Annotated in this window: 19 protein-coding genes and 2 pseudogenes; 15 read left to right on the forward strand and 6 right to left on the reverse strand. The window is 29.0% G+C overall.

The annotated features are described in order from the left end of the window. Positions 1-26: 26 nt before the first annotated feature. The 4 genes and pseudogenes from CLSA_RS01460 to CLSA_RS23680 all read right to left on the reverse strand — a co-directional run bounded on the left by CLSA_RS01460 (position 27) and on the right by CLSA_RS23680 (position 2,301). The gene (locus tag CLSA_RS01460) at positions 27-206 is read right to left on the reverse strand and encodes a hypothetical protein (protein WP_022743633.1); all 180 of its coding nucleotides are present in this window, start codon (positions 204-206) and stop codon (positions 27-29) included. A gap of 119 nt (positions 207-325) precedes the next feature. Next, positions 326-741, reverse strand: a pseudogene (locus tag CLSA_RS22320) (hypothetical protein); the annotation flags it as partial. Between the two features lie 748 nt (positions 742-1,489). Then, positions 1,490-1,675, reverse strand: a complete 186-nt coding sequence (locus CLSA_RS22740; protein WP_022743635.1) for a hypothetical protein — start codon at positions 1,673-1,675, stop codon at positions 1,490-1,492. A gap of 188 nt (positions 1,676-1,863) precedes the next feature. Continuing rightward, the gene (locus tag CLSA_RS23680; RefSeq protein ID WP_236903341.1) at positions 1,864-2,301 is read right to left on the reverse strand and encodes an IS66 family transposase; all 438 of its coding nucleotides are present in this window, start codon (positions 2,299-2,301) and stop codon (positions 1,864-1,866) included. A 1,722-nt stretch (positions 2,302-4,023) separates the two neighbouring features. Here CLSA_RS23680 and CLSA_RS23020 point away from each other — a divergent pair. The 15 genes from CLSA_RS23020 (at position 4,024) to CLSA_RS23025 (ending at position 18,407) form a co-directional block, all read left to right on the forward strand. Then, entirely contained in the window at positions 4,024-4,170 is a 147-nt protein-coding gene (locus CLSA_RS23020; RefSeq protein ID WP_022743638.1) for a hypothetical protein, read from the forward strand. Positions 4,171-4,240: 70 nt separating this feature from the next. Next, positions 4,241-4,369 carry a hypothetical protein gene (locus tag CLSA_RS24165; RefSeq protein ID WP_022743639.1) on the forward strand — a complete coding sequence of 43 codons (129 nt, stop codon included), beginning with the start codon at positions 4,241-4,243 and terminating at the stop codon, positions 4,367-4,369. Between the two features lie 46 nt (positions 4,370-4,415). After that, positions 4,416-4,550, forward strand: coding sequence for a hypothetical protein (locus CLSA_RS24170; protein ID WP_022743640.1), 135 nt, complete (start codon positions 4,416-4,418; stop codon positions 4,548-4,550). Positions 4,551-4,647: 97 nt separating this feature from the next. After that, a complete protein-coding gene (locus CLSA_RS01475) occupies positions 4,648-5,448 on the forward strand; it encodes a methyltransferase domain-containing protein (protein WP_022743641.1) in 801 nt (266 codons plus the stop codon). Between the two features lie 43 nt (positions 5,449-5,491). After that, entirely contained in the window at positions 5,492-7,702 is a 2,211-nt protein-coding gene (locus CLSA_RS01480; RefSeq protein WP_022743642.1) for a hypothetical protein, read from the forward strand. Positions 7,703-7,718: 16 nt separating this feature from the next. Next, complete coding sequence (locus tag CLSA_RS01485) at positions 7,719-8,987, forward strand: class-III pyridoxal-phosphate-dependent aminotransferase (protein WP_041716007.1); 1,269 nt, start codon at positions 7,719-7,721, stop codon at positions 8,985-8,987. 33 nt (positions 8,988-9,020) lie between these two features. Continuing rightward, entirely contained in the window at positions 9,021-10,211 is a 1,191-nt protein-coding gene (locus tag CLSA_RS01490) for a site-2 protease family protein (RefSeq protein ID WP_022743644.1), read from the forward strand. 20 nt (positions 10,212-10,231) lie between these two features. Further along, positions 10,232-11,113, forward strand: a complete 882-nt coding sequence (locus CLSA_RS01495; protein ID WP_022743645.1) for an ABC transporter ATP-binding protein — start codon at positions 10,232-10,234, stop codon at positions 11,111-11,113. 19 nt (positions 11,114-11,132) lie between these two features. Then, positions 11,133-12,374: an ABC transporter permease gene (locus CLSA_RS01500; protein ID WP_022743646.1), complete on the forward strand. Its 1,242-nt coding sequence runs from the start codon at positions 11,133-11,135 to the stop codon at positions 12,372-12,374. A gap of 9 nt (positions 12,375-12,383) precedes the next feature. Beyond that, the gene (locus CLSA_RS01505) at positions 12,384-13,145 is read left to right on the forward strand and encodes an SDR family NAD(P)-dependent oxidoreductase (RefSeq protein ID WP_022743647.1); all 762 of its coding nucleotides are present in this window, start codon (positions 12,384-12,386) and stop codon (positions 13,143-13,145) included. Positions 13,146-13,171: 26 nt separating this feature from the next. Beyond that, positions 13,172-14,476 (forward strand): B12-binding domain-containing radical SAM protein, encoded by a 1,305-nt coding sequence (locus CLSA_RS21885; RefSeq protein WP_022743648.1) that lies wholly within the window; start codon positions 13,172-13,174, stop codon positions 14,474-14,476. Between the two features lie 11 nt (positions 14,477-14,487). Beyond that, a complete protein-coding gene (locus tag CLSA_RS01515) occupies positions 14,488-14,901 on the forward strand; it encodes a hypothetical protein (RefSeq protein WP_022743649.1) in 414 nt (137 codons plus the stop codon). Next, positions 14,898-16,133 carry a glycosyltransferase gene (locus tag CLSA_RS01520; RefSeq protein ID WP_022743650.1) on the forward strand — a complete coding sequence of 412 codons (1,236 nt, stop codon included), beginning with the start codon at positions 14,898-14,900 and terminating at the stop codon, positions 16,131-16,133. The genes CLSA_RS01515 and CLSA_RS01520 overlap by 4 nt, the downstream gene beginning before the upstream one ends. A 35-nt stretch (positions 16,134-16,168) precedes the next feature. Next, positions 16,169-18,124 carry an AMP-binding protein gene (locus tag CLSA_RS01525; RefSeq protein ID WP_022743651.1) on the forward strand — a complete coding sequence of 652 codons (1,956 nt, stop codon included), beginning with the start codon at positions 16,169-16,171 and terminating at the stop codon, positions 18,122-18,124. Positions 18,125-18,233: 109 nt separating this feature from the next. Further along, positions 18,234-18,407 (forward strand): glycine zipper domain-containing protein, encoded by a 174-nt coding sequence (locus CLSA_RS23025; RefSeq protein WP_022743652.1) that lies wholly within the window; start codon positions 18,234-18,236, stop codon positions 18,405-18,407. 172 nt (positions 18,408-18,579) lie between these two features. Here the strand turns inward: CLSA_RS23025 and CLSA_RS22325 are convergent, their stop codons facing one another. After that, positions 18,580-18,750 (reverse strand): transposase domain-containing protein, encoded by a 171-nt coding sequence (locus tag CLSA_RS22325; RefSeq protein WP_077393827.1) that lies wholly within the window; start codon positions 18,748-18,750, stop codon positions 18,580-18,582. Between the two features lie 70 nt (positions 18,751-18,820). Continuing rightward, positions 18,821-19,760: pseudogene (locus CLSA_RS24515) on the reverse strand (transposase); the annotation flags it as partial. Positions 19,761-19,997 lie beyond the last annotated feature (237 nt).

A 19,997-nucleotide genomic window follows, 5' to 3' on the forward strand; every position in this document is an offset into this window, starting at 1 on the left:
AATGCTCAATATATGAATATTACTAATCACTTTTTGGTTTTCTTTTTAGTAGAGTATATTAACAAATCAATAATTGTTCCTACTAACATACCTAAGCTCATACCAATATTTAAATTCCCCAATGCTTTCCCTAAAAGCATTCCTGACGACATTCCTATTAACATATAGAAAACTTTATATTCAATATCATTATTTTTTTTATCCATTAATTTAACCTCCTATCTTGTATAATATAGATTACGATGTATATTATACATAATAATTTACTATTGTTCATTAGATTATAGTCTTGAATAGCACTTATTATAACATAATTTACAGAATATCACACCTGATATATATACATTGAATCTCTATTTTTTAAATCTTTTATTTTGATATATGAATGTGTTACATTGATTTGAACCATAAAGTTTTTAATCTTTATTCTCTCTTTATCTGTATCAAATATTTGAAGCAATTTGAACCACTTAATATAATTGCTGATATATTTTGTTGCAGCACCATTAAATCTATTCATTCATTTTTTTAAATTGCTATGGAAAGGATTAGTATGCTAAATATGATATAATCGTATAAAAAGAAACTTGTTGCTATGCTAATTTCTATAATTTTAGCACTTTTTTTAATAGAGGAGACATTAACCATTCACTTAGCATATTTAAGCCATTTATCCAATGTTTTCTTACTTTTATAGATTGCAGAATTATTAAACTCCGTAAAAGTTTTCTTACAAGATTTTCATATATAATATCTAATAAATATTTTATTATTTATATACAGTGTATTCGGATTCTTTTTTACATTTGTAAAATTGCTTGTTGTATAATTCAGTTATTCATTAGTTCACATGTGATATTATACATAAATAATTTAGTAAAAATGCATTATTTATAATATGATTAAATAACAAAAACTATGAAATATTGTGATTTAGCGTGGTAACACTATTTCAAATTCTAAAAAGTAGAATTTGAAATAGTTAATTATCACAGTAAATATAAACACAATTGGGTTGAACAAATAATCTATACTACCTTTAAGAAATAGTTTTTATAATTTTTTGAAGTTGTAGGCTGCAATTTTAAATCCAGCTCATAATTTTGAGTACAATAATCACCGAATCGGTATAGTATCAATTTTATACATTCTTACCAAAACACAAGGAATAATTTCTATGTCTGCTCGTCTATTTATCATTAATTTTTTCTCTTTGAGTAGATGTATTATAAGCTTTTTTACTAAATCTTATGGTATTAAACTTCTTTGAATATTTTCTTTGGACACTGTGAATTCAAAGAACGTTTTTCACATACTTGGGTCGAATTTAGTTGTATAAGATTTTGGACTTTTTCCTGTATGTTTCATTTTTGACAGTTGAATTTTGTAAGCTAGTTGAAAATATATTTTTTGAATCTTTACGCACCAAATTATTTGAAGCATCTGCTACAACTTGATTTAAGATAAGTATTTTTAAAAGTTGAAATTCTTATGTTGAAGTAACAATTTCTTCAGCTTTTAAAGAAATATCACATAATAATTTAGATTGGTTAATTAAAATTGAAAGTTTTGAATCAGTCTGCAAATCTCTAGTTCTATATGGATTATCATTTTTATGTCTTTTTTCAGGGTACGGTTTAAGTTCTTTAATGATTTGATATTTTAGTATGTCCATATTTGAAATATTTAAATAGAAATCTGTGATTAAAATTTATACAAAGTTATTAAAAGTATTAATTAGTATATAAGGTGGAAAACGTATAATTAACGTAACTATTCAGCTGTAGTAATTTAATTTTTAGTAAGTATAATTTTAGATATGACAAATAGGGGAATAAAATTAACTAATATAAAGGTAAGTATCTAATCGTTATATCCACTTAATCTATCAGTCAGATTAAGACTAGTACTTTTTTTAGATTTCTTTTTGGAGTATGACTCGCTATTTGCGATATAATCTTCTTTGAAGCCATTTGCTAGTATTTTAGCATATCTTTTTTTAAAAGATTCAATTTTATCTATGGTTAAAGAGTTACCTGTATTCCAAGATAAATCTGATTCTTTTTTTATTTCTAGCAATAAATTTTTCATTGAATGTGACAATTTTTGATTTTCTAACTCAGATATGCCATTTAACTCTCTTAAAATATGAGCGCTACATAAAGCATCATTACAATTAGAATATTGGTGATAGGTCTTCCAGCAGTCGCCGACTGCTGTTCCGGTAAAATTAGATATAATATTTATATCGTCAACTGCTTCTTTACCACGTTTTTGATGTGCTTCATAATATGTATATATATCATTGGAAGCTAGGTGGAGCTATTGACGTTTTTTATCTATAGATATTGCAGTTTCATCAAAATGAACAGCACCTTGAGAATTAATTATTGAGTTTTTTATATTGCCCTCAACGTTTTTTTAGTTCTCATGGCAGTATTAATTAAAATTAATCATTGTTTCTTGACTAAACTAATACGAAACATATCAAAAATTAATTCTGAACCCCTTTTATATGGAGTCAGCTGATATTGTGTTAAATAAACTGATACAGCTATTACTTTATATCCATATTGAACACTATTAGTTATTCCATTAGGAAATTTACCGATATTTCTTCTTTTACATTTTGAACATTTTTTACTTCTGCTCTATGCTCAATAACTTTAACTTTTATCTCTGGTATATCCATAACTTGGCGAATAGTATGTCTTTCTGGAGATACATCTTGTAAGGATTCTCCACAAATATCACATTTATATACTGTATATATTATTCTTTCATCTGGATTATCACTAAGTTGAAGAGTTTTACCTTCATGACCTTTCTGCCCCCTTGAAGTTTTACCAGATTTAATTCTTAAACTTTTAGTTTTCTTTTTGAAAGCATCTACAATGGTGGTTTATTACTATTTTTATTGACTTGACTTTCTAACGATTTTACACGCTCATTTAAAGCTTTATTTTCCTTAGAAAGCTGATCTATATTTGCACTTTGTTCTTTTATTTTATTGAATAATTATTTAATAAAACCTATAGCCTTAGATATTCTTTTATTATAGATTTCAGTGATTTTGCCTTCGCTCACGAAAATCACCACCTATCATTAATTTATACAAGATGTGTTTATAATACCAAAAACTAATTATAATAGAAAAGTTATTTAGAAATTAATGATAGTACTTATATTAAAATTACTTAATGCATCAATAATTACAATATTAATAAAAAATTCTGTTTATACCAGGTTTTGTACGTTTGGTGCAAATTCTATTCAATTAATGTCAGATTATGCTAGTATATAGTTAAATATGAGTTGAACAGTTACTTAAAAGTATTATTTTACAATAAATGAGATAAAGGGAAATGTGATTGAAAAAATAAAAAGCTTATATTGTAAAGTATTGCGCTATTTTGCTTTGATATGTCTGTACAAAATAAATCTAGATTTATTTTTAGAGGTTATTTAAATGATAAGTTTAAGGAAAAATACAAGTGAAGATAATAAAAAGGCAATATTAGAAATAGAGACAGCAATAAAAAACTAAAAATATAAGAGTGTACAAACTATTCTATGTAGTTTTAATGTATTTTCAAGGTTTTAAAAATAAAAGAATTGCAGAGATGGAAGAATTTAAGGACATGCTGTTGACAACTGTATTAAAAAAATATAAGTCCTAAAGATTAGAGGGTTTTAGTGAAGAAAGCACTGGTGCTCCTAGAAAATTAAGTTCTGGTAAGAACAGAAAGTTATTCATGTAATAGCTAATAATACGCCCGACGAAATGGGCTTTTAAGGAAGAAAAAATCAATTATTTGATAATGCTAAAATCGATTATGTTAATTTGATACAACTATTTTTAAAATATATGGAACATAGCTTACAATTAATTTTAAAAGTTTTAGTGATTTAGAGTTGTTATACAAAATTTCATTTAAACAATAAATATCAGTATGTGGTAATTCAAGTGGATAAATTTCTGCTTTTTGATTACAAATATTTTGAGAATTGGAGGTGAAAAAGATGGAAGCGTTAAAAGACATGTATGAAAAAGACCTGTATTTTGAAGAATTAGAAAATACAGATGAATTAGATGCTGCAGGTGTAGGTGCTGCATTAGGCCTAGGATACGCTGTCGGCATAATTATTTATGTTGGCATAGCAACATAATGGAACTGGAATTATTGATGAAATTTACAGAAGGTAAAATGTTTTCTTAAAAGGGAAGGAGGGCTGTGAGATGGAGAAAAGTGATGAATTAGTTTTTGAGGAACTAGAACTTCAAGAAGATCTTTTTTGGGAGTATGTTGCTGCAGGTTCAATAGGTGTAGCTGGTGGTATCGTTGTTTATGTTGCTATAGCAACATAAAATTTAAAAGAAATAAACTCGATAGTTTATGAAGGAGGTGAAAAAGATGGAGGAAATAAAAGATATGTATTTTGAAGAATTAGAAAAAGCTGAAGAATTAAGTGATCTTTCAGATTTTGCAGCAGCAGCAGCACCTTGGATTATTGGCGGAACGTCTGTTGCCGTTGCCTTAGCAACATAATAAATTAATATTTTGTTGTAATAAATAATAGTCCATATGATTCTTGATTTTATATTAAGTAGTATGGACTATTACAATATTTAAAAGAGGAGTAATTATGAATAGATATTATGGTATATTTAAAAAAATAAAGGATAGTTGTCCGGAGTTAATTAATGAGTATCCACTATACTATAAAGAAGCGGCAGACCTTTATGACCAGTTATCTGTAGACAATAATGATGTTAGTTTTGTTATGCAACAAGCATTAATGTTTGGGGGACCTATTCTTGAATTATGTAGTGGAAGTGGAAGGCTGACTTTGCCGCTTTTAAAATTAGGTTTAAAAATTACGGCTGTAGATTTATCTGATGATATGTTATCAAATTTAGAAGCTCAGTTAACTAAGAGCAAGAAATATGCAAGATTAAAAAAAAATCTGACAATAGTATCAGAGGACATGACTAAGCTGGAATTAAACGAAAAATTTAATCTTATTATTATTGGGGCTACAAGTATTAGATTAGTAGAAGATGACTTTGCTGAGTTTTTTAATAAAATGTATGAATTATTAAACGAGGGCGGTTGTCTATTTTTTGATTTTGAAAACATTCCGATTAATAAAAATGAAAATGATGCTCCTGAACCGATGGCTGTAGTTGACTTACCTGATAAAGAAAAGAAATTATCTCTAGTTTGTGTTCAAAGAATCGTAAATCATCAGGAAGAAAGAGCTTTTGTTAACTTTTTGAGGGTAATTCCAGGATCTGAAGAAAAAGTTTTGTTAAGTTATACAGAGTATAGGATATTCGGGATTGAGGATATTAAAAGCGCTGTAGAAAGAAGTAATTTTGGATCATGTGAAATGAATAATATTCCGAATTCGAATACTTACTTTTGTAAAATGGTGAAAAAATAATTGCTTTATATGTAAAAAAAGTTATAGATAGCGGGGAAATACGATGAATAAAAATATTTGTTTTATTGAATTGATAAAAGATGAAAATGGTTTTTTTAAAGCTGGACAAACTGTAGAAACAGCTTGCATTAGAGCGTACTTAAAAGAAAATGAAATTGATTCAATGATATATGTTGACGAGTCTCTTCCATCGATAAGTGATATGTGTGATGACATATTGTCTTTATCAGATGAGATTTTAGTTTTTGTTGTACATGAAGAATGTAAGGGAATAATGAAGGTACTAATATCATGTATTAAGGAATTAGAAGACGTTGAAATTTACATATTAGGGGATACGATGGATGTTGAAGATAAAGATATTATTAATATAAATTCTGAAAAGAAATTAATTGAAGTATTAAAGGGTGAGGTTGATAATACAAATTCTGATTTTTTTTCAGTATCTCCATATGCTAGTGGTATATTACTTACTAGAGATATTAGCAAATATGGTATTTGGATTGGAAGAAGTACCAGGGAATTAAGACAGATTGATGCTATAAAAAAAGATATTAATGAGTTAGTTAAAGCATATTCTGGATTAGCTGAATCAGAAGATAAAGTTATTCCTTTTATTGGTCAATTTATAGAAGATAAAGAATACTTGGAGAATGTTATTGATAAATTAAAAAACGTTAATATATCTTTTTTGAAATTTCTTTTACCAGTACATGAAAGTAATTTTGATGAAGTTATTAAAATGTCTAGATCTATGCCTCAATGTAAGTATTCATTAAAATTTGAAACTGCGTTGGATGAAAATAAGGTTAATAGCCTTTTGGCTTTGATTCAGGATCAGAAAATTGAAGGAATATATTTTCCGGCATCATGGCTTAAAGAGAAAAGTAAATTTATTTCAATAATACATTCAGAATCGATTGATATTTTCCCAATTGGTGAGGTGGATAATAAAGCCTTGAGTCCTGAAACTACTTCAATAGTTTTAGAGAATACAAGATTAAGGTATTTACCTTTCTATAGAGGTTTCCTGAACAGCAAAATTGGTATTTATGGCGGAGACAAACTAGATGGATATGTACATCATCTTGAAGTTTCAGATGAGTTTATGAATAAAAACAATAATGATTTTATAAATGAAATCATGAGCGTAAATTCTTCTGTGTATGTAAAAGATAAGAAACTAGATATTGGAGATGAAAAGTGGTTATTTGATGAAAAGGGCATTGCTAATGTTGATAGTAAAAGTTTCAATAATGTTTCGGATTCATTTTCTAAGTCAAATGTAAACTTAAGCAACTTTATTCAGGTTAGTGATCATAGTTTATATAATAATACATTATCATATGTAAGTGATACTAAAATATATGAAATATCATATAAAGAAGGTAAAAGGAACTTAAGCCATATTAAAGAAGAATTGAAAAATAAAGAAAAAGTAGTATATATATTTAAATTAGTTGATGAAGAAGATTTTAAATTATTGTTGGAAGATGCAGAAAAATATAAAGATTCACATAAATTAACTGATCTTACATTAGCTTATGGATATTTAGAAAATAGTTGTAGGTTCGGATTTTCCTCACAATGTTCTGTATCCAAGATACCAAGAATCAAAATTGACAGTGGAGGAAATATCCGTACATGCGATATGCAGACAGAACCAATTTCAAAAGTAAGTGACTCCTTATTTGAGATTGAACATAATTGCATGATAAAAAGAGAAAAGAAAATTCATGAAAAAGGTTGTTATGACTGTTCTATGAGTTCATGGTGCAGCAAATGTACAGAATTACCTGAATTCATGGATGGAATGTATTGTGAAATTATGAAGAAGAAATCATATGTCTTAGATTATACAATGATTCCTTTTATATACTTTAGGTTAAAAGAAACAAATGGAAATTATACAGACATAATTCCTGATTACGTTATTATTTCAAATGAATATATGTATAATTATATTCCATCAGAAATAAAGGGAGAAGTAGCACCATATTTGCCTAAATTCACTTCACTTTTAACAATTAACGGAAAATGTTTGATATGGTCACCAGCAACAAACAAATATTACAATGTTAGTAGTGAGCTTGCATATATTGTTGAGTTGTTACTAAGAAGAGTAAGGGCGGAATCAATTCCAGAATTAGTTTCTAAGTTGTTAAAAATTGATATAGAAAAGAGTGAAAGAATATTTGACTTTGCAATTAATGCATTTAAAAAGGCTGGAGTTTTATATAGGGAAGTTAAGTAAAAAAGGAGATATAAATATGAGCATAAACCCGGTGGTAAGAGTTAGTCAAAAGTTTGATGAAGGTAATGATATTGGATTGATAACCTCAGGTGAGGATAAATATATTTATGATTCAGATGGAAAAAAGTATCTTGATTTTTGCGGTGGAATCTGGAATATGCCTTTTGGATATACGAATCTAGCTATAAATGAAAAGATTATTAAACAGTTAAATAAGCTGCCATTTTGTAATCTTGTTACCAATATAGCGGATATTCAACATAATTATGCAGTAAGACTTTGTAAAATAATAGGAACAGGGGCGGTATTATATACATGCTCTGGTTCAGAGTCTATTGAAGCAGCTATTAAGACATGTCGTAAGTATCAGGCTATAAAAAAGAGTAGTAGAAAAGGAATATCAGCTTTCCCATTGTCCTATCATGGAACTACTTATGGAGCTATGAGTGTCAGTGGAATTGATCAGGTATTATTAGAAGATTACTTTCCATTATTAGATAATATTATGTGGATTGATTTACCTAAAGATTTACAAGATGAAGATATTTGGATTGAGGTAGTTGAAAATCATTTTAAGAAAAATGCTGAAAATATGGCTGGTATTATAATTGAACCTATTTTCGGATCAGGTGGAATAGTTCCAATTCCTGAAAAAGTCTTTAAGAGAATTCAAGAGTTATGTTCATCAAATGACATTTTATTAGTTGTTGATGAGGTTACAACAGGCTTTGGAAGAACAGGAATACCATTCGCATTTCAAAGATATGGAATTAAACCAGATTTAATTTGTCTTTCTAAAGGAATTAGTAATGGATATCTTCCCCTTGGAGCATTAGCTTTTTCAAACAGAGTTGTAGAAACATTTATTGAAAAGGATGCTACATTGGAACATTTTTCAACGCAAGGTGGAAATTTAATCTCCATAGCAGCTGCAGATGCGGTTCTTGATTTAATGGAACATTATGAAGACTATGAAGTAGCTGCTAAAGGTGAATACATGGTAAATTATTTAAAACAGTTACTTGGGTCTTATAAAAGTATATCAGTAAGAGGAACGGGATTAATGATTGGTATTTCATTTCCTAAAGATTTGGATGCAGAACGTCTTCTTGATGTTTGGGCAAAAATCAGAAAGAGAGGATTATTAGTATATATTTTCTCTAATCCAGGTTACAATCTTGGATTAAGTCTTTTTCCTCCATTCACAAGTACTAAGGATGATTTGAAAAAAGCAGCAGATAAGATAGTATCACTATTAAAGCGTTATCCAGATATTGTTTATTAAAGGTATATATAATTATGTTATGGAGGTGATGTTATGCAGATAAAGCATTTACAAATTGAGCAGGAAAATGAGAAATCACCAATAGGACAAATATATCTCATTAGAAATACTGTGAATAATAGATATGTACGTCTTGGAAAAAATGAAACATATTATTTATTATCTGTTTTGGGTGAAAGTGGTTTTGCAGTAGAGCTAAATTTAAGTGATGTCAAAGAAATGCCCGAAGAATTTAAAACTAAAATAAGAGCTAAATTTGAAGAGTGGGGCTTTTTAAATGACAAAATAAAAGACGTTAAACGGGCTCCCGTTGAAAGCATTAGAAAGATTCATATTGTTAAATTTAACATAGAAAAAGTACTTAAAGTTATATATCCAATATATTCCACGTTTTTCTCTAAGGGAGGGTTTGCAGTCTGGATTTCAGCTTTGTTGGGGGTAGTAGGATATTACATATATGCTATATCAACTTTTGATCCTTCATCAAGTGTTGATGTACCAATATTACACTTCACTGTTGGAAACATAATTTTAATAGCGCTGACAATATTTGCAAGTATTATTTTGCATGAATTTGCACATGCTGTTACCTGTATCAAGTATGGAGGAAAGGTAACTAATATGGGAATAGTGTTATATTATTGTATACCTTGTTTTTACTGTGATGTTTCAGGAGTTTATAGTATTAAGGATAGGAAAAAAAGAGCTATTGTAGGAGCGGCAGGTATATTAACAAATTTATTTATTGGCAATATTATGTTGCTTATTGCAATTATTTTGTCTAACTTTAATATTGTTTCAATCTTACTATATTATATAGCCATAGGTATTATTTTTATCAGTATATATAATTTAATTCCATTTGTTAAATTAGATGGATACTGGATTTTATCAGCTTTATGCAAAGTAGATAATCTAATGGATAAATCAGTAATATTAGCATATACCACATTCTTTTCAAGAAAGAATTTAAATAAGATTAATATGAAGGTGGGTAAAAGAAGAATACTTTCATTATACGGAATTATTGTATTGTTTTTTAATGAAGTGTTCTGGATTTATACATTTTACAATATAAAGAACATGTTTCATTTAAATGGTTATTTAGCAAAAGGCATTTTTGTAACTGCTGCTATTGTAATTTTAGCGGATTTCGTTAAGACAATACATTATTATTATATGGTTATTAAAAATGATTATAGAAGAATTCTAATGATGATGTAATAATATAGGGGGATAAGCGTTTGAATAAAGTAGAGGTAAATGGATTAGTAAAATATTATGGAGATTTTTGTGCGGTTAATGATGTGAATTTCTCCTTTTCAAGTGGAAAATTAACAGCGATATGCGGAAGAAATGGTTCAGGAAAAACAACATCAATCCGCTGCCTATTAGGATTGCTTAAGGAAGATAAAGGTGAGTTTTTAGTTAATGGGTTAAAACAGAAACTTGATTTTAAGAAAATTGGGTATCTGCCTGAAGAAAGAGGATTGTTTGTTAAAGAAAGAATAGACTTTCAACTTGAACTGCTTGCAAGATTAAAAGGAATGAACAAAAAAGATGCAAGAGAATCTATAGACAATTGGATGAATAAATTTGATATAGCACAATATAAAACAAAAAAACTAGAAAATTTGTCAAAAGGAAATCAGCAGAAAGTTCAGATGATTGCAGCACTAGTGCATAACCCTGACATTATAATATTAGATGAGCCGTTTAGTGGTTTAGATCCAATAAATATGCAGTTTTTCATTGATTTAATAAAGAAATTGAAGAAAAATGGAAAATGTATATTAGTTTCAAGTCATCAACTAGCATTGATAGAAGGAATTTGTGAAGATATATGCATAATTAATAAAGGAAAATGTGTTTATTCAGGTTCTATTATAGATTTGCAGAATAAATATAGTTCTGATTATTTATATTTTTCTACAAAATCAGATCTGAAAGGACTGGATGTTCAAGAATATGGTCCATTAAGTTATAGAATAAAATTAAATAGTCCAGATGAATTTAAGAAAAAGCTGAATGAAATAATGAATAGTTCTATTGAGGTAGAAACCATTGGACGCAAAAAGTTAAATCTTCAGGAAATTTTTGTTGAGTTGGTTGGAGATAAGAATTAAAGGGGAGGGAGCACATAATATGAAAGAGTTTAGTACTGTATTTATATTTTATTTACGTAAGCATTTACGTAGCAAAGGATTTATGATTATAACATTATTAATGTGCGCAGCAGCCGTAATAATGCTACTGATTACGAACGGCTTTTTAAATGAATCTAAAAAAGAGAAACTTTATATAGTAAATCATACTAAAGAGCTTAGGGACATCTGGGATAGTGATGTTTATCAGAATGATTCTATGGGAGATATACAATTAGATTTTTCTATGTTAAATAATGAAGATTCAGATAGTGACTTAGTTAAAAAAGCAAAGGATGAAAAGATTTCAATTGCAGTATTTGAAGAAGAGAATGGACAAGTTACTATGAATGTAATAGATAGAGGTAAGATTAATTATACCGATATAAGCCTTCTTCAAAATATTACAAAGCAGATTCTTCAGACAAAGAATTCTATAGAATCTGGAATATCACCAGAAGTTTTAAAAGAGATTAATACAACAATTAATATAAAGAATACTAATACATCCCTTAATGAAGGCAGTGTCGCAGTACCATTTATATTATTTTTAGTTATGATTCTATTTATCATATTGTATTCAAATTCAGCTGTTAATGAAATTGCTTATTTAAAGACAAATAGAGTTATGGAGATATTCTCAACTTCAATTAGACCACTTCCATTATATCTTGGAGTCAATATATCAGCAGCTTTAATTCCAGTTATTCAACTTAGCATCACTGGAGTATGTATTTGGATTATGAATAATTTTGTTAATCTTAATTTTGATAAGATTAGCAGTTCAATTGGAATAAAATTAAACAGTATTGATTTTTCAACATTATTGTTATACATGGTATTTCTTTTATTGGGTTATTTTGTATATTCGTTTATTTCTACATCTCTTGTTTCCATTGTCAGCAGGATAGAGGATATTAACAGTATATCAGTTCCTATTGCAATGATTGGATTAATTCAATATTTTATTGGAATAATTGCATTACAGCAGGATTCTTTAATTTTAAAAATATTTTCATACATTCCATTAACATCACCTTCAGTTATGTTTTTAAGATATGCATGTGGATATGCTGGGACTGGTGAAGTCGCAGTTTCAATCTGTATATTAGTTGTAGTTGAGTGTATGATTGCCTTTTTAGGAGCACATTTATTTACAAGAGGAATATCCTATTATGGCAATCTAAAAGAATTTTTATCAGTAACATCGCAAGTAAAAAAGAGAAATAAAAATATTGCGTAGGAGAATATTATGGAGATTAATTTTGAAGGAAAAAATATATTGGTAAGCGGAGCAGCTGGACATCTTGGAGAACAGTTAGTTAAAGATTACTGCCAATCAGGTGCAGCAACTTTACTATTAATAGATTCACCTGAACATGAAAAAGATCTTAAAAAGATTGAGAAGGAATATGAAGGCAGGACAAGGGTTAAGACATATATTGCAGACTTTAGAAACATAGAAGAAATTATTAAGGTAGTTAACCAAATTGCTGATGAAGGAATAGTGGTAGATGTACTTATTAATAATGCTGGAATAAATATAATGAAAAAAGCTAATGAAATGGATGAAGAAATATGGGATTGCGTTGTAGACGTAAATCTCAAAGGAAGCTTTTTCCTAACTAAGGAGATTGGATATAAATCCTTAATAAGTCAAAAGGGAAATGTTGTATTTATTTCTTCCCAGCATGGAGTAGTAGGAAATGTCATGCGTACAGCATATTGTTCGAGCAAGACAGGTATCTTAGGACTTGTCAGAGCATTGACAGCTGAATGGTCAGTATATGGAGTCAGAGTTAATGCTGTTTCTCCTACATATATACTAAATGAAGATAATGAAAGTTTTCTTATGAGTGCTAGGGAAAGGAGAAATATGTTAAATAAAATACCATTACATAAGTATGCAGAAACAGAGGATGTATCCAATGCTATTATGTTCTTAAGCAGCGACAAAGCTTCAATGATAACAGGGCATAATTTAGTTGTCGATGGCGGATATACTTCTTTGTAATTAGAGAAGAATGGAAGGCGAAAAAGATGAAGAGCATAGTTTTTATTGTTAGATCAAGTTGTGATAATCAAGAACAGGCAGAATCGAGTTACATGCCACCTTTAGGAGTTTTATCAATTGCAAATACACTTAGGATGCACGGATATCATGTTCATGTTTTAGATTTTAGTGCACGTGATTATGAAACTAGTGAAATTTATGAATTAATTGAAAGAGTAAATCCGATTTACATTGCATTTTCGGTATATACAGAAAATGTCGACAATGTTTTTATTATGTGTAAGGCTTTTAAGAAGAAGTTTAAAAATATTCCTATAGTGTTGGGAGGGCCTCATCCAACATTAGATACAGAGTATTGTAAAAGAAAAAGATTTGTAGATTTTATATTGATAGGTGATGGTGAACACAATGCATTAGAACTTGCAGAGGCAATCAGAACAAATGAGAGGTTAATCCATTTTAGAGATATACAGGGATTGGTGTATGTGGATGAAGAGATAAAATATAGTAATGGACGGTCAAGAAAATTTATTACTAATATAGATTTGATTCCTATTATAAACAGAGATTATATACCAAAGTATTTTACAGCTACTATACCTAATATGTATTCAAGCAGGGGATGTCCCGGCAGATGTATTTATTGTGCAGCTCCTGAAATGTCTGGAGGAAAGTACCGTGTTAGAGAAATTGAAAATGTTTTTCTTGAAACATTGTATGTAGAGGACGTGTGTAAAGGTTATGAACAGATTTTCTACTGTGATGATACATTTACAGTATTTAATAAACGCCTTGAAAAATTTGTTGAATTATGTGATAAGTCTGCAATTAAATTCCGCTGGAGATGTGAGTCAAGAGTAGATGCTATGTTTAAAAATAGCTATTTGTTAAAAGGTCTTAAAGAAGCAGGATGCAAGAGAATTCAATTTGGAATAGAAAGTGGAAATCAGGAAGTCTTAAATAATATAGGAAAGAGCATGATTCTTTCACAGGCTTATGAGATTATAGATAAGACAGTGAATACAGGAATTGATGTAGCGGCCAGTTTTATTTTTGGACATTACTGCGACACGGTTGAAACAATGGAAGATACTATCGGAATGATGGAAAACCTTAGAGAATTGTATGGTAACAAGGTTGGGGTAGCATATGGTTTAAATACGCCTTTCCCTGGAACATATCAATATGAACATATGGAAGAGCTGGGAATAGAAATGACTGCAAAGAAATTTTCTGAATTAGATATGTTAAGTCCTGTTATCCAAACTAAGAATTTTAATATAGATGACTTAAAGCGTTTCAATAGCCGTGCACTGAAACTATATAATTAGGAGGGCATAAGATGGATTATATATTAATAATTTGTAAAAGTGGGGTAATGTATTCAGGACAGTTATTACAAGAATATAGTGATGATTTAAAGTGGGTTGCCATTAAACCAAGTACAAAATCTAATATTTGTTTATACTTTGCTGCAGATAGAATTAAAAAAATATATTTTCAGGATGGAACATCAGAAACTAAAATTGAAACTGATTTAAAAGAAATTCCAGAATTAGATTTAGAGATTCCAGAAGAAAATATTTCATTAATACGTGTAAAAGGAGGAATTTCGTACCGCGGTGAGAGAATTAGTAAAGAAGATATTTCAACAGAAATTCATTATACAGAAGGTTATTGGATTTCACCAAGCAGTATTAAAGAAACAATTATTTATATTCCAGAATATGAGGTAGAGGAGGTGTATTCAATATGAAGATTGTTTTCTTTACATTTCCATATGCAGGACATGCAGCTCCCAATATACCTTTGTTTCAAGAGTTATTAAAAAGGAAAGTTAAACTTATTATATTTGGAAGTGAAATATATCTTAAAAAATATTTGATTGGTGATAATGTAGTATTTGAGCCTTATCCCCAATATATTACAGATGCCTGTAAAATCAATACAGACTTAAGCTTAACTCCAGAGGAAGCAGCAGTTGCATATTACTCTTACTATTATGATGAAGATAGATCAAGAAGAAGAGAGTATTTAATGGCTGACATAGCCAATCATTTTTACATTGATTACTATGAAAAGTTAAAAGAATTTAACCCAGATTCAATTATGTATGATTATAATGCTTTCTTTACGAAAAAGATAATGTCAAAGCTGAAGGTAAAATGCATGGAATTAAACAGTAATACATGCGAACCTGAGAGTTTAATAAAAAGTAAAAGCTGGAAAAGTTTTATATCAAATATTGTAGCTAATCAGGTAAAGGAGTCATCATCTTTAGATGAAATAATAACAATGAATAGGAAGATGCACAGGCTTTACAAGAAAATACTCTATCAATATGAAATAGATGATATAGAAAAAAACTATTTTGCTTATCACTGCCCTGAACTTCAGAATGAGGTAGAACTTGTTAATCCAAGTAATATTTATCTTGGTTTTAATTTGCCAAAAGTTCCTAACTGTGAAAAGGATGGAAGCATATATGTTTCAAGAGGAACAATGAGTGATACTTTTGGTGTACAAACATTATTAAAAACATTGAAGAGCCTTGGAAATATAGATGCTAAGATTATAGCAAGCCTTGGAAATAACAAGGCTGCACAAGCAATAATTAATGAAGAGGTATGTCCTGATAATGTAAAAGTTAATCTTTACACTGACCAGCTTAAATGTTTAGGGAATGCTTCTATATTTGTTACACATGGTGGGATTACAGGTGTTAGGGAATCACTAATGAATATGACACCTATGGTTGTGATCCCTGTTAATTTCAATGATTATCAGGTTGGAAAAGCATTAGAAAAGGTACATGCAGGCATTTTAATAGAAAAATATCCACTAGATAAAAATGAGATTGAAGAAAAAGTTAATTATATGATGGCGCATGTTAATGAATATAGAGATGGTGTAAATTATATCGCTGAAAAGCTAAGATTGCGCTGGGATGAGTTTGGAGTTAATTATTTATTAAAGGAAATTTACTAGATTTTATACAAAGATATTGGATAGGAAGTGATAACATGATTGCAATTATATTAGCAGCAGGAAAAGGAAGTCGGCTTGCATCGTTTTATTCTTGCAGTAGCAAATGCATGCTACCTTTTCAAGGAAAACCTTTGCTTGAGAGGACGTTATATCGTCTTTCTCACTGCAATGAGTTGGAAAAAATTTACATTGTTATTCGTACGCAAGAAGAAGAAATACCAGCATATTTTGGTTCGAATTATTGTAGCATTCCAATTGAATATTGCGTACAGAATTCAGAATATCCAGGGATAATAAACGCTGTTTATTCTGTAAAAGATTTAACAAAATATACAAATGAGGATATTATTATTAACTTGGGTGATGAATATTTCGAAGAGTTAGATTTTAACAGTGTAATAAAAGAACATAAAGTGAAAAAATCATTAGTTACTCCTGTTGTTGTATATTCTGACGATACGGAAGAAATAAAAAGTAACTATACGGTTAATATTACTGAAACAGGTGAAATTATTGACGCAATTGAGAAACCTTTAAGTATATTTAATAACTATGTTGGCACTGGAATATTAATTGTTTGTGGAAAATTGTTGCAGGATTTCGCTTTGAAATGTAATTATAAATTTGAAGAGAAACAATTAGTAGATTGGATGAAATTTGCAATGCATACCAATGGTCATTGCTATGTTTACAAATCTGGAACAAGGTTTTGTAATTTGAATAATCAGAAGAATATGGAATATTTATATACACTTTCATATAAAGAAACATCGAAAACCATCGAGGATATGTTTTCAAAAGTGGTAGAATCGTATCCCGATAGGATAGCTGTACGTTATGAAGGTCAATCAATCACCTTTAAAGAATTAGATGAAAAGTCTAATTCTTTTGCGAGTAATATACTTCAAGAAGATTTTAAGCATGGTGATTGTGTTGCTCTTATGTTCACACGTTCAATTGAACAAATCATAGCTTTTATTGGTGTATTAAAGGCTGGTGGGTATTATTTAATGTTGGATGAAAATTTTTCGAAGAAAACAATTGAATATATGGTTGAAAAAGCTAATATAAAACTATTAATAAGCAATAATGGACTAGCCATAAAAATAGGGCTGAGAAATAGAATAATTGATTTTGCAGCGTTAGTAAAAAGGCAAGAAAAACTGGTTGAGTTGCCAGAACATTTTTGTGATAAAGTATTTATTTTATGTACTTCTGGTTATGAAGGCCTAAGAAAAGGTGCTATAATCAATAAAAATTCAGTTGTGAATTTAGTAATATCTATGAAAGAATCAGTGTTTGATGCTTGTAAGAAAGAACATTTAGATGTAGGGGTTTGTGCTTCAGTCTCTGTTAATTCTTCTATACAACAGATATATACATCTTTGCTATATGGACATACATTGCATATTATCCCTACAACAGTCAAGTCACGACCAGAACACTTGATTTTTTATTTGAACCAAGTTGATGTTTGTGATATAACCCCTTCAATGATTTCGCTTATTACAAAACATATTAGAATTCATCCAGAAACTGCAATTTACACCAGACATTTAATATCAAGTGGGGAGGAATTGAAAAAAGCAACTATACATAGCTTTTTTCAGCAATGTACATCAACTACTGTTACAAATGTGTATGGTTTGGCAGAATGTACGGTTCAAAGTATGATGTTTCATATTAATGAAGGAATCGAACAAGGGTTGAAAAGAATTCCAATTGGAAAACCGATAAGAAATACGAGAGTATATTTATTAGATTCAGATAAGAGAATAATTAGTCCAGGGAAAATAGGCGATATATGGATAGCTGGTGATGGTATCAGTTTAGGATATTTACAAGATGTAGAATTAACTAATAGTAGATTCGATACAGATATTATTAATAGAAATAAAAAGATGTATAAAACAGGAGATGTAGGTTATTTGGATTTAGATGGAAATATGTATTATTATGGTCGTGTAGACACCAAAATGAAGTTTAAATGAATTCAAATTGCATGAACAGACGCTTATATTCCTACATGTACAAATGATCTAAATCTTGTGTATTTGTTAATATTTAGATACATGAATTTGTAAACGAGGAGGATATTATATGAATAATTCACCTAAACATCAAAATGATAATTCAAAAATTGGAGCTTCTATTGGCATGCTTTTAGGTGTATGTTTTGGAACTATATTTAATAATGTCGGGATATATATGCTAATAGGTTTTACATTAGGACTATTTTATGATGAGCATCAAGAGAAGAAGAGAAAAAAATAATTTGAAGGTTAGTTATTATATAACTAAGTGAAGATATCTTGTGTTTATCAAAAGTTTACAGTAATCATATGAAAGAAACTTATACCAAAACAAGTTTTAGGGCTGTCGCATTAGCAGATTCAAAATCCGTAGCGATAGCTCATTTTTTGCACTCAAGTGGAAACTTTTCCGACTATGGAAGAATGTCTTCAAGGAAATCAAGATTAGTATCTTCCATGCGCTTCGGAATTTCAGTAAGAAGCAATTCAAAATAATTGTAGGGTTTTAAATTATTTGATTTAGCTGTCTCTGCAATACTATAAATAACAGCACTAACTTTAGCATCATCAATTGTATTTATAATATACTATATAAATATCTATAATAGTGCATTTTTGCTTGAATAATTTTACAGTTGAATAAAAAACAGATTTTTAGGCTATTTTTAATGAACCAAAAATTTCTTCTATAGGCGTACCGCTTGCGGCAGCTTCGTAAATATATATTACTTTGGATTTTTCTAAATCTTTCTTAGCAACTTTATATCCAGTATTAAAGTTATGAGAATCATTGCAGTATATTGTGCAATAAGTATAATTTACTAACAGTATTATTAGACATCTATTAATATTTTTCTCAATTCTTACCTCTTACTTGATATCCATCTAGTCCTAAGTAAGTTTTGCAATCTCTAAAAAATGGTTCAATCGCCAAACGGTCGGTATATTGAGTTAAAATATCTAACGATACTAATGATTTCTCTAAGGAAATAAAAGTTTTCAATGCTCCATCTTTTTGAAAAACATCTTTAGGATAACTTAAAACAATAGAAACGTTTTTTCTATCTTTTAAGTTGCCAACATAATTGTAAATATGGTATTGCTTATCTTTGACAGTGACAAGGTAAAAGTCTTCAATATTTAATAACGTAGCAAACTTATGAAGTTTTATTCCTAGTTTTTCATGGCCTTGTGGAAAAATAACTCTATTAGTTTTTAAAGCACCAATATAACTATAGCCAGCTTTTTCGGAAGCATTAAAAATATCTTTACAACTGTATCAACTGTCAGCTAATACATAGCTTTTATTTTCAGGCTTAGGAAGTGTTGCAATTAACTTTTTAGTTAATTTGATTTTACTCATAAATTTTTTATCATAGATATCAATTGAATATGGGAACACTAATCCGTCACACGATAGTAAAGAAACTAGTATTTGATGACCATATATATTCTTACCTTTTAAGTGAGAATTATGAAATGAACACTTTTCAATTGGATTCTTAGCTTTTGATGAGAGATTTGACTTTTCAGAAATAATGTCATTAACAATAAAGTATATTGGCTGTCTAGATTTTCTTGATTTTGATATAATTGTGTTCTGAAACATTTGTGTATAGCTCCTTGTTGTCATTGTTGTGTGCAAACTCAATTATAATGAGGATTTATCATAAATGTTTTTTTATTTTATTCAATTGTAAAATTATTCAGGCATTTTAAAACTATTATAGTTTTAAAATGAAAATTGATGGATTTTGGAAGAGAAAAGCATAAAATATCCAGTTAATGTTAAAAATGAAATAGCATTAATATTTAATACAGATTCTATACT

Source organism: Clostridium saccharobutylicum DSM 13864 (genome assembly GCF_000473995.1).
Classification (GTDB): Bacteria; Bacillota; Clostridia; order Clostridiales; family Clostridiaceae; genus Clostridium; species Clostridium saccharobutylicum.

Excerpts from the sequence above, each read along its gene's own strand:
- CLSA_RS23025 (WP_022743652.1), top strand. The coding sequence starts at position 18,234 with ATGAATAATTCACCTAAACATCAAAATGATAATTCAAAAATTGGAGCT.
- CLSA_RS23020 (WP_022743638.1), top strand. The coding sequence starts at position 4,024 with ATGGAAGCGTTAAAAGACATGTATGAAAAAGACCTGTATTTTGAAGAA.
- CLSA_RS24165 (WP_022743639.1), top strand. The coding sequence starts at position 4,241 with ATGGAGAAAAGTGATGAATTAGTTTTTGAGGAACTAGAACTTCAAGAA.
- CLSA_RS01475 (WP_022743641.1), top strand. The coding sequence starts at position 4,648 with ATGAATAGATATTATGGTATATTTAAAAAAATAAAGGATAGTTGTCCG.
- CLSA_RS01515 (WP_022743649.1), top strand. The coding sequence starts at position 14,488 with ATGGATTATATATTAATAATTTGTAAAAGTGGGGTAATGTATTCAGGA.
- CLSA_RS24170 (WP_022743640.1), top strand. The coding sequence starts at position 4,416 with ATGGAGGAAATAAAAGATATGTATTTTGAAGAATTAGAAAAAGCTGAA.
- CLSA_RS01490 (WP_022743644.1), top strand. The coding sequence starts at position 9,021 with ATGCAGATAAAGCATTTACAAATTGAGCAGGAAAATGAGAAATCACCA.
- CLSA_RS01460 (WP_022743633.1), bottom strand. The coding sequence starts at position 206 with ATGGATAAAAAAAATAATGATATTGAATATAAAGTTTTCTATATGTTA.
- CLSA_RS01485 (WP_041716007.1), top strand. The coding sequence starts at position 7,719 with ATGAGCATAAACCCGGTGGTAAGAGTTAGTCAAAAGTTTGATGAAGGT.
- CLSA_RS01480 (WP_022743642.1), top strand. The coding sequence starts at position 5,492 with ATGAATAAAAATATTTGTTTTATTGAATTGATAAAAGATGAAAATGGT.
- CLSA_RS01525 (WP_022743651.1), top strand. The coding sequence starts at position 16,169 with ATGATTGCAATTATATTAGCAGCAGGAAAAGGAAGTCGGCTTGCATCG.
- CLSA_RS21885 (WP_022743648.1), top strand. The coding sequence starts at position 13,172 with ATGAAGAGCATAGTTTTTATTGTTAGATCAAGTTGTGATAATCAAGAA.
- CLSA_RS01505 (WP_022743647.1), top strand. The coding sequence starts at position 12,384 with ATGGAGATTAATTTTGAAGGAAAAAATATATTGGTAAGCGGAGCAGCT.
- CLSA_RS01500 (WP_022743646.1), top strand. The coding sequence starts at position 11,133 with ATGAAAGAGTTTAGTACTGTATTTATATTTTATTTACGTAAGCATTTA.
- CLSA_RS22740 (WP_022743635.1), bottom strand. The coding sequence starts at position 1,675 with ATGGACATACTAAAATATCAAATCATTAAAGAACTTAAACCGTACCCT.
- CLSA_RS01520 (WP_022743650.1), top strand. The coding sequence starts at position 14,898 with ATGAAGATTGTTTTCTTTACATTTCCATATGCAGGACATGCAGCTCCC.